Raw genomic sequence first — 17005 nt, 5'->3', positions numbered from 1 at the left:
GTTTCCTCATTTGTTGTTCACTAAGCGTCCATTAACCATTAAATCCGACAATCGGAGCTCGAGCGGAACTGGGACGCAGGCTTTTTGTGGCACCACAAAGAAAGTCCCGAGGGATGCCTGGAGAATGCTTCTGGGGCGGAAAAACGGTAAGGCGATACGATTCGATGAACAGCATATCGACCATTAAAGCGCGCTTTGCGAAGGTTTGGACCGGGATGAAGGCATCTATGTCCGTTCCGTCTGCCCTTGCCGCTGCTGCGGTTCTCATGGCGCTGTCTCCTTCGCAGGCTTCGGCTGAAACCCGCTCTCTCAAGCTTTATTACGTTCACACCGGTGAAAAAGCGGAAATCGTCTTCAAGAGAAACGGTCGCTTTGACGCCCAAGGTTTGAAGAAGCTGAACGTTTTCCTGCGAGACTGGCGCCGCAACGAGCCGACCAAGATGGACCCGCGCCTGTTCGATCTGGTCTGGCAGGTCTATCGCTCTACTGGGTCGAGCCAGTATATCACCGTCGTTTCCGCTTATCGTTCACCGGCCACCAATGCCATGCTGCGCTCGCGTTCCGCGAAGACCGGCGTTGCCAAGAAGAGCCAGCATATGCTCGGCCGGGCGATGGACTTCTATATTCCCGGCGTACCTCTGGCAAAATTGCGCGGCATCGGCATGCGCTATCAGATTGGTGGCGTTGGCTATTATCCGCGTTCCGGCTCGCCATTCGTCCACATGGATGTTGGCAATGTTCGCTCCTGGCCGCGCATGAGCCGCCGCGAACTGCTCGCACTCTTCCCGGACGGCAAGACCGCTCACCTTCCCGCAGACGGCAAGCCGTTGCCGGGCTATGAGCAGGCATTGGCCATGATCGAGAAGCGCAAGGCCGGTGGCGGCGAGATCTTGATGGCCAGCAATTCCGCGCCGCGTCGCAGCAAGAGCCTGTTCGGTGCGCTGTTTGGCGGCGGTGCCGACGAAGAAGAAGACACTGGTGATGTGAGCGCCCCGCCGGCGACGGCACGGCCGGCTCGCGCCGCGCCTGCGCGTCAGGCTCCGGCGGCGGTTCCGGAAGAGCCGGTCCAGCAGCCGCGTGAAACTATGGTTGCTGCTCTGCCTGCCCGCGATGCTCCGCTTCCGGTACAGGCACCGCGTCCGGAAACGGGCCTTGATGCACAGGCACAGGCCGCAGCCGAAGTCCCGGTCGCCGCACTAAACGTTCCTATCCCGGCTCGCAAACCCGCAATGGCGCCACAGGATGCCGTCGCGCTCGCCGCAGCGGAGCCTGCCGCCGACGCGGCAGCTGCCGCCCGTGCCGCCGTGGATGCGAATACGGTTCAGGTTGCCGATGCTGGCACGCCTTCGCCGCTGATGAATGGTTTTGTGCCAATTCCGTCGGCTCGCCCGCAGCTTGAAACGGATAATATGCAGCTTGCAGCTGCGGTGGTGCCGTCAGCGCGTCCGACGCGTCCGGGTGAAAACCCTGCCACAAACGGTCAGGATGCGATTGCCGCGCTGGTCAATAGCCAGCAGGCCGAACCGACACAGCTTGCCGATGCAGGCAATGCGGCTGTGCCGCAGCCGGGCGAAACGGCAGCGTTCCCGCTGCCGAAGGAAGCGCCGCGTGCCAACACGCAGCTTGCCCTGCTTTCCAAGAGGGATGAGATCGGCGAACTGATCGCACCGCCTTCTGACGATTATTACGACAGCAAGCCGGTTGCAAACGCTGCGCCAAAACAGGCTCCAGCAGCTGTGCAGACAGCGTCGGTTGCCCGCACGGCACCGGCAAAGCCGACAGCCACTGCTTCTGCGGCAGTCCATAAACAGGTCGCAGCGATTGGCAAGGCAGCAGAAACTGGTGTTCGTACCACCGCGAAGGGCGGGCGTTATGTAGCCAAGGCCCAGTCCAAACCGCGTGCAGTTGTCCAGCCTGCGGTGATGCCAACTTCAGAAGTCGCCATGTCGACGGAATCGGTGTCGAGCGCCATACCGGTGACCAATCCGGTTCTCCGCAACGATGCGATGCGCTCCGCACCGGCCATGGTCTACACGGCAGGTTTCCAGCGTGGCAATCTGCCGACCGAACGCGCCAACCAGTTCAGCGGCAATGCCGTTACCTTCCTGACTGTGGCCAAGTTCACGGAAACCAACTGATCGCCATCCAAACGACGACAAACCAAAAGAAAAGGGGCCTTCGAGGCCCCTTTTTACATCCCATATGAGCTTACTCAGCTTTTCAGATCAGCTGCTTCACTTGCAAGGTCGGTGATTGCATCCCAGTCGCCAGCCTCGACGAGTTCTTTCGGTGCAACCCAGGAGCCGCCGACGCAGACGACGTTCGGCAGCGACAGGTAATTCCTGGCGTTTGCAAGGCTGATGCCGCCTGTCGGGCAGAAGAAGGTTCCGGCCAGCGGAGAGGACAGCGCCTTCAGGAACGATGCGCCGCCAGCCTGTTCAGCGGGGAAGAATTTCAGATGGGTATAGCCTTCCTCGCGGAGCGCCAGCATTTCGCTCGGTGTGATGGCGGCGGGCAGAAGTGGCACGTCGCTGTCATTGGCGGCAGCGACGATGTATTTCGTTGCGCCGGGGCTGACGATGAAGCGCGAACCAGCCTTCGCTGCATCCTCATATTGTTTGGCATTGAGGATCGTCCCGGCACCGACGATTGCTTCCGGCACTTCCGACGCGACCGCGCGGATGGCATCAAGTGCCGCAGCCGTCCGCAGGGTGATTTCGATTGCGGGCAATCCGCCTTTGGCAAGCGCGCGTGCCAGCGGAACAGCATGTTCCACCTTGTCGATCAACAGAACCGGAATGACCGGCTGGCCTGTCATGATGGGGGCGAGAAGATCGGTTTTCTGGGACATCGGCTTGCTCGGCTGTTTGAGTGGATAAATCGATTTAAAGCATTTCCAGCAAAAGTGTGAAACGGTTTTGCGTCGGATAATGCGTTAAAATGAACGATTAGAGCGGTTCCAACGGTTTCCGTTAAAACAGGAACTGCTCTAAGTCCCCTTCGGCAATTTGTCCACTACTGAAGGAGCCGCATTCATGCGGCTCTTTTAAAGTTCTCAAGCTGCTTTTGCCAGTGCTGATAGGCTTCGGCCATGCGTTTGTCATATTCGTTGCGGGCGAAAGCCGGACCGTTATAGCGTCGGGCGAACTCGCGCCAGTTACGGACTTTCAGCACTTCGAGAAGCTCTGCCTTTTCGATGAAGCGCAACATCAAGCGCGCCTGACCAGCAACCGATCCGCGTGCTTCCGCCACAAGTTCATCGACGGTGGCATAGCCAAGCCATTCCCAATGCGCACCCATAACCTGCCCCAGCCCCCAAGAGGTGGATTCAAGCGCTGCCTTTTTGCTCAAGCCCATCGCACGTTCAAGCAGAAGCCAGCGCGCGGTTTGCGATTTCGGATTGCGTATCTGGCCTGCGACTGGGGCGGACAGGCCGTTGCTCCTCGCATAGTCGCGCAGACGACCGGACAGCCTGCGGTCAAAATAATGTCCTTCGAACCGGATGGCCGGTTCCTTGCCTCCGCTGATATCGAATAGCGCCTGCCCGCCGCTTTCCACTTCCGCAATTGCCAGCAAAGCCGCCGGGTTGATCTCCGTCTCATCTGCCATTGTCGTCAGGGCTGCAATTGTCTGGCTGTCGAACATATCTCTCTCCTCGAAAAGTGGTCTTCGAGGCGGATTTTGAGGCGTCTTGGTCGCATGAGGATAAAGTTGACTTGAATTCGCCGTTTGTGGGGATTAGTTGCGGGATAGTTTTCAAAGAAGATAGAACCGATGAGCAATTTGCCTTTCACCGTTGCCGCCCTTTATTGCTTTGCGCCGCTCCCGCAATATGAAAGCCTGCGCGAGCCGCTTGCCAAGCTTTGCTGCTCTAATGGCATCAAGGGAACGCTGCTTCTGGCGGCGGAAGGCATCAACGGGACGGTTGCAGGCACACCCCAGGCAATTGAAAGGCTGGTGCAGCACATCACGGCTATCCCCGGTCTGGCTGACCCGGAGCTCAAATATTCCCATGCGACCGAAATGCCGTTCCATCGCATGAAGGTGCGACTGAAGCGTGAGATCGTCACCATGGGTGTCGATGGTATCGATCCTCTGAAAAGCGTCGGCACCTATATCGCGCCGCGGGACTGGAACGCACTCATCGCCGATGAAAACACCGTCGTGGTCGATACGCGCAACGATTATGAATATGCCATCGGCACATTCGAAGGGGCGCTTGATCCGCAGACCAAGACTTTTCGCGAGTTCCCCGAATGGGTCGAGCAGAACCGCGACAAGCTGGAAGGCAAGAAGATCGCCATGTTCTGCACAGGCGGTATTCGCTGCGAAAAGGCAACGGCCTTCGTCAAGGGGCTGGGCTTCGACGATGTCTTTCATCTGAAGGGCGGTATCCTGAAGTATCTTGAGGAAGTTCCGCGTGAAGACAGCATGTGGAACGGCGAGTGCTTCGTGTTCGACGAGCGCGTGGCCGTGGGCCATGGCCTTGCTGAAAGCGATGTCGAACTGTGCCGCGCTTGCCGCCGCCCGATTTCGCCGGAGGACAAGCTTTCGCAGTTTTTCAAGGAAGGCGTTTCCTGTGCCGGTTGTTATGACGAGCGCACGCCGGAAGATCGCGCCCGCTACGCAGAACGCCAGAAGCAGGTGAAGCTCGCCGAAATGCGCGGGGCGCACAAGCACATCGGCAGTTGACGCAATTTGCGGCAATGCTCTATTGCCGCATGCTCCCCATAGGGCTGGTCAAACAGATTTCATCCCATTATGGTGGCTCTGGTTCCGGAACGATCTGAATTCGTTACGGAATTTGGGCGGCTTTTGCATGGACGCCCGTGCATCAAGGGTTTGACGGCATCCGGGTCGCGTTTGCCTCCATCACACCCATCATCGCAAGTCGGGGCATAGGAAATCTCCAATGCTCATACAGAAACAGCGCCGGTTTTCCGGCGGATGATGGTTTGCCTGTCGTCGCAGGCAATATGGAGGATACTCATGAAGAAACTGATCGCCGCATTTCTCATCACCGTTGCTGCGGGCGCCGCCTCGGTTGCCCATGCTGCCGAGAAGGTGACTGTTTTCGCTGCCGCCAGCATGAAAGACGTTATCGAAGAAGCTGCCAAGCAGATGAAGGCCAAGGACGGTACCGAAGTGGTCGCGTCGTTTGCATCTTCGTCGGTTCTGGCCAAGCAGATCGAGCAGGGCGCTCCGGCGCAGATTTTCATTTCCGCCGATCTCGACTGGATGGATTATGTCGAAAAGGCCGATGCCATCGACAAGGCTTCACGCAAGGTGATCGCTGGCAATGCGCTGGTGATTGCAACGCAGAAAGACACGCCGAAGGGTGACGCCAAGGAGCTTTTGAGCGCCGGTCGTTTTGCCATGGGTGACCCGTCGAATGTCCCGGCAGGCAAATACGGCAAGGCAGCGCTTGAAAAGCTCAACATTTGGAAAGACGTCGAGAAGAATGGCGTGTTTGCCGAGAATGTTCGCGTTGCGCTGCAATATGTCAGCCGCGCGGAAGTGAAGGCGGCCATCGTCTACGCGTCGGACCGTGCCGCGGCACCAGAACTGGTCGAAGCCTATCGCTTCCCTGCTAGCAGCCACGCCCCGATCCTTTACCCGGCGGCACTTGTTGCGAAGAACGAAACCGATGCCGCCAAGGCTTTCTTGGCTTTCCTTGAAAGCGATGCCGGTCAGGCGATCATCAAGGACAAGGGCTTCGTGGGAGCTGCGGAGGCTGCTGAATAATGATGGCCAAAGATGATTGAGAGTAATGTCTGGCAGATTGTGTCTCTGTCGCTCCGGGTTGCCGGAATAGCCATCATTGTTGCGCTGCCAGTTGCCTTTATCGTCGCCTGGATTCTTGCCCGGTTCAATTTTCCGGGCAAGTCTCTGGCGCAGGCTATCGTCACCATGCCGCTGGTCCTGCCGCCGGTGGTGACGGGCTATCTGCTTTTAATCCTGTTTGGCGCGCGGGGTGTTCTGGGAGCGCCTCTGCAGGAATTGTTCGGTCTTTCCTTTGCCTTTCGCTGGACGGGCGCCGCACTTGCCGCCGGTGTCATGGCGTTTCCGTTGCTCGTCCGTCCGATCCGGCTTTCGATAGAGGGGCTTGATCGCGGGCTAGAGGAAGCGGCGCGCACGCTTGGCGCGAACCGGGTCACGGCCTTCTTCACGGTCATTCTGCCGCCTTTGCTGCCCGGTGTGCTTGCAGGCGCAGTGCTTGGTTTTGCCAAGGCTCTGGGTGAGTTTGGCGCTACGATCACATTCGTATCCAACATTCCCGGCGAAACGCAGACCCTTTCGCTTGCCATTTATGCCCTGATGCAGACGCCAACGGGTGATGCCGAAGCATTCCGTTTGATTGCCATATCTGCAGCTATCTCAATTGCCGCCGTGGTCCTTTCCGAGTGGTTGCAGCGCAGGCTTGCGGGAGCGACAAAATGAGCGGGCTTGCTGTCTCGATCAAAGGGCGCAATGGCAGGTTTCCTGTCGAGGCTGATTTCGCCGCCGACTGGGGCGTGACTGCATTGTTTGGCCATTCGGGCGCCGGCAAGACGACGCTTCTGAAAATGATTGCCGGAACACTCCGTCCGGAGAGCGGACGCATTGCCGTGGGTGACTTCACACTGTTCGATGCCGAAAAGGGTGTCAATCTTCCGCCGGAAAAGCGCCGCATCGGCTATGTGTTTCAGGAAGCGCGGTTGTTTCCGCATATGAGCGTGAAGCGGAACCTGACTTATGCGCGTTGGGCCGGGCACAGGCAGGCGACGCGGAGCTTTGACGAGGTGGTGGCGCTGCTCGGCATTGATGATCTTCTCGACAGGCGACCGTCCACACTTTCAGGTGGCGAGCGCCAGCGTGTCGCCATTGGTCGCGCGCTGTTGTCTGATCCCGCACTTCTTTTGCTGGACGAGCCGCTTTCTTCACTCGACCATGCGCGCCGGCAGGAAATTCTGCCCTTTATCGAGCGTCTTCGCGATGAAAGCCATGTGCCGATTGTCTATGTGAGCCATGAAATCGATGAGGTTGCGCGGCTTGCCGACGAAATCGTGCTTCTGTCTGGCGGTAAGGTGACCGCAAGCGGTACGGCGACGGATGTCTTTCCACTGATCAATGCAGAAGGCGAGAGTGGCGGTGTGCTGCTGGAAGGGCTGGTTTCGTCTTACGACGAGCGCTACAAATTGGCGGAAATCGATCTCGGCGGCGCGTCGTTCCAGCTCAGCGATGCGGGGCTGAAACAGAATATGCATGTGCGGCTGCGCGTGCGTGCGCGCGACGTCTCCATCGCACGCAAGGTGCCGGAAGCGATCAGCATCCGCAATGTGCTGCCGGTGACCGTCACTGCCATTACGGCGGATGATGGCCCGAATGCCTATGTCTCGCTGGACTTCCAAGGCCGTCGTCTCGGTGCACGGCTGACGCGGCGCTCGGTTGACGAACTGGCGCTGCAATCGGGTGATCATGTGGTCGCGCTGGTGAAGGCGGTTTCGGTGGATCGGGCGGCTATTCGGGAAAAATGACGCGGGGACAATAATCCGGTTTTCGGCCCGCTTCTTTTATGCTCCTGTCTTTGTCGAACGGGAGAATAGGCATGACTGATTTGCAGAACTGGACGCCACGCCCCAAACCGGAACGCAAAGTGCTTGAAGGCCGTTATGTGCGGCTGGAGCCGCTGGACCCGAAGAAGCATGGGGACGAACTTTTCGCCGCTTCGTCGGTCACCGACGCGGATCAGCGCTTTACGTGGCTGTTCGAGTTTCCGCCCGCAACCCGCGAAGAATTCGAGCCCTGGCTGGAAAAGGTGGCGAAAAGCGAAGACCCGCAGTTTTTCGCCGTCATCGATAAGGCCAGCGGCAAGGTCGCCGGACGCCAGACCCTGATGCGCATCGATTCCGCTCACGGCGCGATTGAAATCGGCAACATCTATTGGGGACCATTGATTTCGCGCAAGTCCGCCGCCACCGAAGCACAATTCCTGTTCATGCAGTATATTTTCGACGAGCTTGGCTATCGTCGCTACGAATGGAAGTGCAACAACGACAATCTGCCGTCCAAGCGGGCCGCGGAGCGCTTCGGCTTTTCGTTCGAGGGGATTTTCCGTCAGCATATGGTGGCGAAAGGCAAGAACCGCGATACGGCATGGTTTTCCATTCTCGACAGCGAGTGGCCTGCCTTGAAGAAAGCCTATCAGGCATGGCTTGCGCCGGAAAACTTTGATAGTGACGGTCAGCAGAAGAAGAAGCTGGAGGAGTTTCGTGATCTTGGCTGAGCGTAAGAAGAGCAATCCGGCAATTGCTGCCGCCATCATCCTGATCGGCTTCGGGGTGCTTGCCTATTTCGTGCCCAGCATCATGCTGGCACTGGGCGAGCGCTCGCAAATCGCGGCGATCATTTTCCCGATTGTTTTCGTTCTGGGCTTCTTCGCCATTTTTTGGCTGCGCTCGCGCCGCCAGAACAAGGATTAACCAACCAGCGAAGCGCTGAGCAAAAGCGCACCTGTCAGCGCGATGAACAGGGCGGCGGCAACTTCGATTGCCGCCTTCAGCCGTCCGGACATGGCATTGCTGCCTGCAAATCGCAGGGCCGTGTTTTTTGCCGTGACAGCCAGCGTGGCAAGAACAGCCACGGTGATGAATGTGCCGAACGCCATGGCGAAGACTGAGAGCAGTCCGCCGACCATCAGACCATTCAAAAGCGCGAAAGTCAGCACGATCAGCGCACCCGAACAGGGACGCAGGCCCACCGAGAAAATCGCCGACCACGCCGATTTCCAGTTGAAGTCGTCGCCGAGCGTCGACGGATCGGCAATATGGGCGTTACCGCACGCGGCGCACACATCGCCCTCGCCAATGAAGATATGATCCGATGCAGTAGCGGTTGCGGGTTTGTAGTTGAGCTTTACCGTGCTTGTGGCAGCCGCCGCGCGTGTGGTCTGCGAAATACTGCCCTGCCATGCCGGACCGGAAGCCATTGCCGGTTCGGGTGCTGTGGCAAAAAGCGACGAGGCCGGGCTGGGGCTTGCATCGTCTTGCTTCTTGAAAAGTAGCGGTAGTTTGCGCGCCAGAAGCCAAAGGCCGAAGAACAGGACAAGCGCAAAACTTGCAATTTCCATGTAGCGCGCGGTCTGATTCATGGAAATGCCGGTGCCACGCAGCAGGAACCATGCGAGGCCGACCACGGCGATGGCCATGATGGCCTGCAAAAGCGACGAAATGAACGACAGGAAGATGCCGCGCCGCAGCGCCGTTTCGTTGGCGATCATGTAGGACGAGATGACCGCCTTGCCATGGCCGGGCCCTGCCGCATGAAAAATGCCATAGACGAAGGAAAGTCCGACCAGAACCGAAGCCTGCCAAGGATCTTCACGCATGGCTTTCAACGCATTGGTCATGGCGAGATAAAACGAGCGCTGCTGTTCGTTCATCCAGAGAATGATGTGCGCGAAAGGCCCGGTTGGCTTCATCGCCACCTCATTCGCACCAATGCCGAGCGATGACTGCGCATAGGCCTGCGCAACGATCATCGTAAGGCAGAGGGTTAGAATAAAGGTAGCCGGTTTTCTCATCAGCCTGTCTTTCCTTTCGGTTCGCAGTCTATCTCAAGACGGGTCGCGAATATTTTCGACATGTCCGTGCCTGCCGGATCGTTGAAGAAGGCATCGGTCAGTGTCGCCTGATTCTGGGCGAGCGCTTCATCCGGATTGGGGCGCACGACCTTGGAGGTGCAGCCTGCGGGCAGGCCTTTCACAACCAGATCGCTGTCGTTCATGTAATCGATGGCAGTATAGAAAGTCGGGTCGTAGACGCCGAAGCTGACCTTGTGGCCGGGGGCGAGTTTCAACGGCTTTTCAGGCTTGCTCGTAAAGATGATGAGCAGGCGATTGTCCGTGAAATCTGCTGCGAGGTCGGTCGGCCTCGCCATTTTCACGTCCTTGCCATCGTCCAGAACGGTCTGGAAATACTTGAACTCGGCAATCGAGCCGTTGATGACATGGCCGAGGTCGATCAATTCATTCTTGTCGAGCTGCAGATCGCCATTCTTGTCGAATTCCATCAGGACGGTGGAGGAGAAAACGTCGTCGAAACGCCAGACATGCGCAAGCTGTTGCACTGTGCCATCGGGGGCTATGGTCAGTTCCAGTCGTGCGTCGGCAAAGACATGCGGGTGAGCGAGTGCAGCCGTCGGCACGAGACCGGCCAGCAGCGCAGCTGCGGCAGACCGAACGAACCTGCTTTTGAGCCAAGACGACGAAACCAGCATAAAACTTTCCGTTAGAGTTTTCCCACGCTTATGCCCGAAGGCGGCGAAAGTGCGACGTTCTATTTGCTTTATCGTATATCTTAGTCCCGAAGACCGTTTCACACTTTTCAGGATGCATTCTATTCCCGCTCCTTGAACCATTGGGTCAGAAAATCGACCAATGCCCGGATTTTTGCCGGCAGATAGCGCCGATGTGGATAGACGGCATAGATGCCGCCATCCTTCACGATGAATTCATCCAGACAGGCAACCAGCCTGCCGCGCTCGATTTCTTCTTCGGCGATGAAGGCGGGCAGCATGCAGAAGCCAAGCCCGGCGAGTGCTGCATTCTTGGTGGCGACGGGACTGTTCACCTCGATGGGACCGTTGACGGGAACTGTCATCATCGAGCCATCCGTATTGCGGAAATGCCAATTGTTGCGCGAGCGTGCATTGGTGTCGATGATGCAAGGCCGATCAGCCAGATCTTCCGGACGTTCGGGCTTGCCGACGCGGGAGATGAGTTCGGGCGCGCCGCACAGGATGGAATGGAATGGCGACAGGCGCTTGGCAATGAGGGAAGAGTCCTGCAAACGCGTGATGCGGATCGCAAGATCGAAGCCTTCCTCCACCAGATCGACAAAACGGTCATCCAGCCGCACATCGAGCACAATGTCCGGATGGGCGAGGCAAAAGTCGATCAGCGACTGCCCAATGACGGCATCGGCAAAAGTGCGCGGGGCCGACAGTTTGATACGCCCGCGCGCGTCAGAACTGGTTTCGCTGACAGCATCCTGCAGCGCGTCGATCTCGCGAATGATCTCCACCGCTCGGTGATAATAGGTGTGACCGGCTTCGGTCAGCGAAAATTGCCGCGTGGTACGGTTGAGAAGGCGTGCGCCGAGTTCGTCCTCCAATTCCCGCACATATTTGGAAAGAAGCGCCTTGGAGCGCCCGATTTTTCGCGCAGCGGCGGAAAAGCCTTCCGCCTCGACCACGTCGATGAAGGCGCGCATACGTGTGAGGGTGTCCATGGTCTAGCCCCGCTTCCCGATGATGTTTTTGGCCAGCCCGATCAGCGCCCGGTCGCTGCCGCGTGGTCCGATGAAGGAGATGCCGAAAGGTGCGCCCTGCACCTGTCCCAAAGGTAATGTGATCTGCGGCAGGCCGGAAAGTACCGAAAGGCAAAGCAGGCGCAAAGCCTGTTCGCGATAGGCCTGCAAGGTCTCGAAAGGCTCTTTTGCCAGCGGAGCTGCACCCGGTACGGTCGGTAACGCCAGCACGGCATCATTGCCGACGATCTGTTCGAGTTCCTGCGTGAATTGTGCCCGGCGCATACGCTGGCTGGCAACGAGATCAGCGGCGATTTCCGCACCGAAGGCAAAACGGTCCGCGACGCCGGGACCGAGCTTGCGATCGCCGGAGGAAATCCAGCTGCCGTGTGTCGCCCAGGCTTCCGCGCCTTGTATGTGGCGGAAGACCAGATAGAGCTCGTCTATCGAGAGCGTCGGCTGGCTCGCCGCCTTGAGACCCGAGAAGTGCGGGCGCACTTGGGCGAACATGGTGCGATAGGCGTCTGTTTCCTGCTGACCGAGCAGAAGCTGTTCCAGAACCGGCATATAGAGAAGTTGCGTCAGCCTGAATTCTCGGGCGTCGTTGCCAAGCAGGATAGAGCCAACGCGGTCGTAAAGGTCGATATCGCGTGCAAACCATCCAATCGTATCGAGCGAGGGCGCAAGCGGCATGATGTCTTCGAGCGGAATGCGGCCATGGGTGGTGCGCAGGCCGACGAGACCGCAAAAGCTTGCAGGTGCCCGAATGGAGCCGCCCGTGTCGGAGCCGAGCGCAATATCGGCGAGTTTGCCCGCCACTGCTGCTGCCGAACCGGATGATGAGCCGCCGGTAACGCGGTCCGGTGCTGCCGGATTGATCGGATAGGGGAAATGCGAATTCTGGCCCATCAGGGAGAAGGCAAGCTCGTCGGTCTGCGCCTTGCCGACAAATTCGGCACCGGCGGCGAGGAGCTTCTTCACCACCGGAGCTGATCTTTCGGCGCGAGGTGATTCGGCCTCGATCTGCGGATTCCCGCATCCGGTCGCCATTCCGGCGACGTCATAAATGTCTTTTACGGCCAGCCGTTCACCTTTAAGCGGTCCGTCCGTTGTGTGAACGGGTAACTTCTCGGGTTTTGCAATGATGGCGTTGAAGGGATCGAAACTGGCCATTGTTCACAACATGCAGCAATTAACGGTCTATTTACGCTCTTTCGAGGCAGGTCTGAGCTGCGAATGTTTCACTTATATTGAACAATGGCAAGCGCGCCGTTCAACGCGATCCTGCCAAAATAAATTCGTCCGGAGGAATTTTTGTCATTGAATGGACACGACTTTGCGCTTATATCGCGCTTGCCCAAAGTCGCACGTGCCTGTGGGTGTCCGCCGATCCTCGAATGGTGAGGAATTCGGTACGGTACCTGGACCTAACCGCTCCAGTCGATCTGTTGGCCAACCGCCAGATCGAGGACATCTTGAAGCAACGACGGTGCGGGCCTTTCTAGTGTCTTTCGGCTGTCCAAAAGCCGAAATTACTGAAGAGGCACACCTTCATTGCCAGAAGTGCGGATGCGGTTCTCCAATTCCAATCCAAGGCAGACAAAGCGGAGTAACGCGGGTTTAGCGTTGTTCCATCGCCGCATGAGTTTTCGCGTGACATCAGCACCTCCAAAGGCTGGCCTCACGGCGGATGCGTTCATGCACACTTTGTCCTTAGAGTTTCTCTTGGTCCAAAGAGGGCCTGCGAAATTCTCTAAGTCCTTTTCTGCGTAATCCTTTCCGAAAGTCTGAAACTTTTCGGGGTTACGCACCAGAATACGGCAAGATCAAGCCGTGCGGGAGAACGACCATGGCAACGCAGCGTATCATCGACTTCCTCAACACCCGCCGTCCGGACGGTCCTTGCCTCGTCGTCGACACCGACGTCGTGCGCGACAACTATCAGAGCTTCGAGAAGGCTTTGCCCTATTCGCGCATCTTCTATGCGGTGAAGGCAAATCCTGCGCCGGAAATCCTGCGCCTGCTCGCTTCGCTCGGCTCGTGCTTCGATACTGCGTCGGTTGCTGAAATCGAAATGGCTCTGGAAGCCGGCGCAACGCCAACCCGCATCTCCTATGGCAACACCATCAAGAAGGAGCGCGATATTGCGCGCGCCTTCGAGCTGGGCATTCGCCTTTATGCGGTCGACTGCGTTGAAGAAGTCGAGAAGGTTGCTCGCGCCGCTCCCGGCAGCCGCGTGTTCTGCCGCGTGCTGACGGATGGTGAAGGCGCCGAATGGCCGCTGTCGCGCAAGTTCGGTTGCGTGCCTGCGATGGCCATCGACGTTCTGCGCCATGCAAAGTCGCTCGGTCTCGATTCCTACGGTGTATCGTTCCACGTCGGCTCGCAGCAGACGGACCTCTCCGCATGGGATCGCGCGCTTGGCGATGCAGCATCGGTGTTCCGCACTCTGGCTGACGAAGGCATTGTCCTGCGCATGGTCAATATGGGCGGCGGGTTCCCGACCCGTTACCTCAAGGACGTGCCGACTGCTCAGGCCTACGGCATGGCGATCTTCGATGCGCTGTCCAAGCATTTCGGCAACCGTATCCCGGAAACCATCATCGAACCGGGTCGCGGCATGGTCGGCAATGCAGGCGTGATCAAGACCGAAGTGGTTCTGGTCTCGCGCAAGGCAGACAACGACAATGTGCGCTGGGTCTATCTCGACATCGGCAAGTTCGGCGGTCTCGCCGAAACCATGGACGAGGCGATCCGCTATCAGATCGTGACCCCGCATGACGGCAGCGAAACCGAACCATGCGTGCTGGCTGGGCCGACATGCGACAGTGCGGACGTACTTTATGAAAAGACGCCGTACCCGCTGCCGGTCTCGCTGACCATCGGTGATGAAATCCTCATCGAAGGCACGGGCGCATACACCACCACCTATTCGGCGGTGGCGTTCAACGGCTTCGAACCGCTCCGATCCTACGTCATCTGATCATTCAGACTTGGTATGATCCCGAAAAGTGGGAACCGATTTTCGGATTAGATCATATCTTCAAAAGTCCCGAATGATCCTCTCAATCCGCCCAGTGCTGCAAGGCGCTGGGTGGGGTGTGCTGCTGCCGCTTTGCGGGGATAGATGTCATGAACGTAACTCTGGAAATTCAGGAACATACTGCAACCATCGTCGCTCCGGCTTTCACAATAGCGGGCGAAACGCTGGAGCACGTGCTTGCGCGTGAATCGCTGCTGGATCGGGCGATGGGTGAAGGCCGTCGCCGGAAGTCATCGGAAAAGCTGCGTCGCGGTCGCCTGCCTGCGGACGGTCTGGCTTTTGCGGCGCTTGGCGAAGACGGATTGCTTGCAGGCACTGTGCGGCTGTGGGATGTCCATGCCGGTCTCGATGCTTTCGGCTTTCCGGTGCCTGCCTTGCTGCTCGGCCCGCTGGCGGTCGATCCGTCCGCTGCCGGTTGCGGTATCGGTTCGGCGTTGATGCGTCGTGCGATCGATGAAGCAAAAGACCGCGGCCATGGCGCGATCATCCTTGTCGGTGATCCGGAATACTACGAGCGGTTCGGCTTCACTGCTGAAAAGACCGGCGAGCTTGCCATGCCCGGCCCTTATGAAGAGCGTCGCTTTCTGGCGCTTGAGCTGAAACCGGGCCATCTTGACGGGGCACACGGCATTCTGCGTGCCAGCGGGCGCAAGGTGCCGCGCGTTGAGACCTCTTTGCGGCAGTCCGCGTGAATTAGAGCGCATCCCGAAAAGTGTGAAACGGTTTTCGGGATGCGCGTCAAAACAAAGAGATAGAGCGCCGATCTGATCCAATCAGATCGAAACGCGCTTTAAGATAGACGCAGCAGCCGTCCGAAGTTGCGGACGGCTGTGATTGCAAGGCCTGCAAGGAAGCCTGCAATCAGCCCGGCAATGACGATCAGCTTGCGCGATGTGCCTGCCGGATCGAGCGGCGGGCGAGCTTCCGACAAAACCCTGACATTGGCCGTATTCAGACCTTCCTGTTCGTTCGTCTCGCGCGAGCGCAGGAGGAAGGCTTCGTAGACCGAGCGCCGTGCTGTGGCTTCGCGCTCAAGCTCACGCAACTTCACCAGATCGCCGCTATTGTTCGCCTGTTGCGATTTTAGCTGCGCCAGGCGGGCAGTGAGGTCCTTTTCCTGCAGCGCGGACCGGGCGACCTCGACCTGCAACGAGGAGCGGATGCGTCGCAATTCGGCATCGATGTCGCTCAGGACCGTGCCTGCCTGCGACTGTGCCTGAATGAGTGCCGGATGGCGTGGCCCAAGCTGGGTGGACAGGCCGCTTGCCGTCTGGCGCGCCTGCGCATATTGCGCGCGCAGCGCGGTCAGCGTGTTGGAACGCAAATCTTCCGGCAAGGTACCGGATACCACGCTGTCGGAAGTGGCGCTGTTCAGCACCTGCACACGGGCCTGAAGCCGCATTGTTTCAGCGCGCTGGTTGGTCAACTGGTCGTTGAGGCGGGTCAGGTCGTTATCGCTGATCAGCTTGCCGTCGACATTGACGAGATCGCGTGAGGCGCGGAAATCAGCTGCTGCGCGCTCCGCCTGTTCGACATTGGCGCGCATATCGGCAAGACGGTTCGACAATTCATCCGAAGTGCGCCGTGCAGCATCGGATTGCACGGATGCAAGCTCGCTCTGGAACACGGAACTGATCGTGTTCGCAAGCGATGCCGATTTCTGCGGATCACGCGTTTTCACCGAGATTGAATAGATGAAGGTCTTGGCGTCGCGACCGATGGCGATGCTCTTGTGCAGATTGTACAAGACGCGGGTTTGCAGTGTCTGGCTGTCGCTTGCCTTTTTGGGCGACAGCATATCCCTGATCTGTGCAAACAGCCCGGCAATGCCGGTCGGAACCAGAGTGCCGTTGAATTCGGGGTCTTTTGTCAGTTCGGTCCTGTCGATCACTTTCAGCAACACACTGCTGGAATCGATGATGCGTGCCTGGCTTTCCGCAACGGCAAGTGACGCATCGGTCGGGAGCTGACCTGGCGTCAGTTCGTCTCCAACGGTCTTGATATTGCGCGGATCGACCAGAATATCCGTCGATGCGACATACATCTGCGGCAAGGACAATGCATAGAGCGCGGCGACCACACCACCCAGTAGTGTGCTGACAAGCAGTAGCTTGCGCGATCCCCGCAGCACGTCGATAGCGATGCGCGGATCGATCAGCGGTTTCCATTCCGCATCAGGTGCCGGTCCGTCAATGACAGGGCGCTGGCGCTTGATCGGCTCCGGGGCCGGCGCGCGGGTCGGCTCTGGCGTTGGAACGGGAGTTTCGACTGTGACTTTGCGGCGCTCGCGTTCCTGAACCTTGCGTTCCAGTTCCGCCTCGATCAGCGCGACGCGCTTTTGCAGCTTGGCGACATCGGCCTCATCCAGTTCCTCTTCGAGAACGGATTCCGCCGGTTCTGGTGTTTCCTGCGCAGCATGATCGTGCTGGCGAAAGAACGCGGCGCGTTCATCCGGCGTCGCCGGTGGTGTCCAGGGTGGTGCGGTTTCGCTGTCAAAACGACCAGCGGGGCGAGCGTCGGAGAATGCGAGAAGAGGTTTCTCAACTCCCGCCTTTCTGCGCTCCTCGTGATCGCTCATTGCCGAAATCGTCCGTGTCTGTAAGCCGTCTCAACCGTTTCCGGCGCCAACGGCTGCTTTGAAATTCATAAGCCAAGGCTTCCGCATGCCAAACGG

Annotated in this window: 16 protein-coding genes; 9 read left to right on the top strand and 7 right to left on the bottom strand. The window is 58.5% G+C overall.

Features of this window, described 5'->3' with window-relative positions:
* Positions 1-215 precede the first annotated feature (215 nt).
* Complete coding sequence (locus AC1RHM_RS05820) at positions 216-2138, top strand: peptidoglycan L,D-endopeptidase MepK (protein ID WP_343723870.1); 1923 nt, start codon at positions 216-218, stop codon at positions 2136-2138.
* A 74-nt stretch (positions 2139-2212) separates the two neighbouring features.
* On the opposite strand, the gene AC1RHM_RS05815 is transcribed toward AC1RHM_RS05820, so the two are convergent.
* The gene (locus tag AC1RHM_RS05815) at positions 2213-2851 is read right to left on the bottom strand and encodes a 2-dehydro-3-deoxy-phosphogluconate aldolase (RefSeq protein WP_151610365.1); all 639 of its coding nucleotides are present in this window, start codon (positions 2849-2851) and stop codon (positions 2213-2215) included.
* Between the two features lie 182 nt (positions 2852-3033).
* Positions 3034-3645: an N-acetylmuramidase domain-containing protein gene (locus tag AC1RHM_RS05810; RefSeq protein WP_343723842.1), complete on the bottom strand. Its 612-nt coding sequence runs from the start codon at positions 3643-3645 to the stop codon at positions 3034-3036.
* Positions 3646-3774: 129 nt separating this feature from the next.
* On the opposite strand from AC1RHM_RS05810, the gene trhO reads away from it, so the two are divergent.
* The 6 genes from trhO to AC1RHM_RS05780 all read left to right on the top strand — a co-directional run bounded on the left by trhO (position 3775) and on the right by AC1RHM_RS05780 (position 8462).
* Entirely contained in the window at positions 3775-4692 is a 918-nt protein-coding gene (gene trhO / locus AC1RHM_RS05805) for an oxygen-dependent tRNA uridine(34) hydroxylase TrhO (RefSeq protein ID WP_343723843.1), read from the top strand.
* 297 nt (positions 4693-4989) lie between these two features.
* Positions 4990-5745, top strand: coding sequence for a molybdate ABC transporter substrate-binding protein (gene modA / locus AC1RHM_RS05800; RefSeq protein ID WP_012093545.1), 756 nt, complete (start codon positions 4990-4992; stop codon positions 5743-5745).
* Between the two features lie 12 nt (positions 5746-5757).
* Positions 5758-6441, top strand: coding sequence for a molybdate ABC transporter permease subunit (modB, locus tag AC1RHM_RS05795; protein ID WP_010660686.1), 684 nt, complete (start codon positions 5758-5760; stop codon positions 6439-6441).
* Positions 6438-7517 carry a molybdenum ABC transporter ATP-binding protein gene (modC, locus tag AC1RHM_RS05790; RefSeq protein WP_010660687.1) on the top strand — a complete coding sequence of 360 codons (1080 nt, stop codon included), beginning with the start codon at positions 6438-6440 and terminating at the stop codon, positions 7515-7517. The genes modB and modC overlap by 4 nt, the downstream gene beginning before the upstream one ends.
* A gap of 71 nt (positions 7518-7588) precedes the next feature.
* Entirely contained in the window at positions 7589-8266 is a 678-nt protein-coding gene (locus tag AC1RHM_RS05785; protein WP_029929802.1) for a GNAT family N-acetyltransferase, read from the top strand.
* The gene (locus tag AC1RHM_RS05780; protein ID WP_010660689.1) at positions 8253-8462 is read left to right on the top strand and encodes a hypothetical protein; all 210 of its coding nucleotides are present in this window, start codon (positions 8253-8255) and stop codon (positions 8460-8462) included. The genes AC1RHM_RS05785 and AC1RHM_RS05780 overlap by 14 nt, the downstream gene beginning before the upstream one ends.
* Here AC1RHM_RS05780 and AC1RHM_RS05775 read toward each other — a convergent pair.
* The 4 genes from AC1RHM_RS05775 to AC1RHM_RS05760 form a co-directional block, all read right to left on the bottom strand.
* Positions 8459-9562 carry a nickel/cobalt transporter gene (locus AC1RHM_RS05775; RefSeq protein ID WP_029929804.1) on the bottom strand — a complete coding sequence of 368 codons (1104 nt, stop codon included), beginning with the start codon at positions 9560-9562 and terminating at the stop codon, positions 8459-8461. The genes AC1RHM_RS05780 and AC1RHM_RS05775 overlap by 4 nt on opposite strands.
* Complete coding sequence (locus AC1RHM_RS05770; protein WP_010660691.1) at positions 9562-10257, bottom strand: DUF1007 family protein; 696 nt, start codon at positions 10255-10257, stop codon at positions 9562-9564. The genes AC1RHM_RS05775 and AC1RHM_RS05770 overlap by 1 nt, the downstream gene beginning before the upstream one ends.
* Before the next feature lie 119 nt (positions 10258-10376).
* On the bottom strand, positions 10377-11270 hold the full coding sequence (locus AC1RHM_RS05765; RefSeq protein WP_010660692.1) for a LysR family transcriptional regulator: 894 nt from the start codon (positions 11268-11270) through the stop codon (positions 10377-10379).
* A 3-nt stretch (positions 11271-11273) separates the two neighbouring features.
* Positions 11274-12461, bottom strand: coding sequence for an amidase (locus AC1RHM_RS05760; protein WP_010660693.1), 1188 nt, complete (start codon positions 12459-12461; stop codon positions 11274-11276).
* 676 nt (positions 12462-13137) lie between these two features.
* Here AC1RHM_RS05760 and odc2 point away from each other — a divergent pair.
* On the top strand, positions 13138-14271 hold the full coding sequence (gene odc2 / locus AC1RHM_RS05755) for an ornithine/lysine decarboxylase (RefSeq protein ID WP_010660694.1): 1134 nt from the start codon (positions 13138-13140) through the stop codon (positions 14269-14271).
* Between the two features lie 149 nt (positions 14272-14420).
* The gene (locus AC1RHM_RS05750; RefSeq protein ID WP_151607542.1) at positions 14421-15023 is read left to right on the top strand and encodes a GNAT family N-acetyltransferase; all 603 of its coding nucleotides are present in this window, start codon (positions 14421-14423) and stop codon (positions 15021-15023) included.
* Between the two features lie 98 nt (positions 15024-15121).
* Here AC1RHM_RS05750 and AC1RHM_RS05745 read toward each other — a convergent pair whose 3' ends face one another.
* A complete protein-coding gene (locus AC1RHM_RS05745) occupies positions 15122-16909 on the bottom strand; it encodes a GumC family protein (protein ID WP_029929811.1) in 1788 nt (595 codons plus the stop codon).
* Between the last annotated feature and the right edge of the window lie 96 nt (positions 16910-17005).

The sequence above is a fragment of the Brucella sp. GW823-FHT04E01 genome, from assembly GCF_058796175.1.
This window is presented reverse-complemented; position numbering and strand designations above follow the sequence as displayed.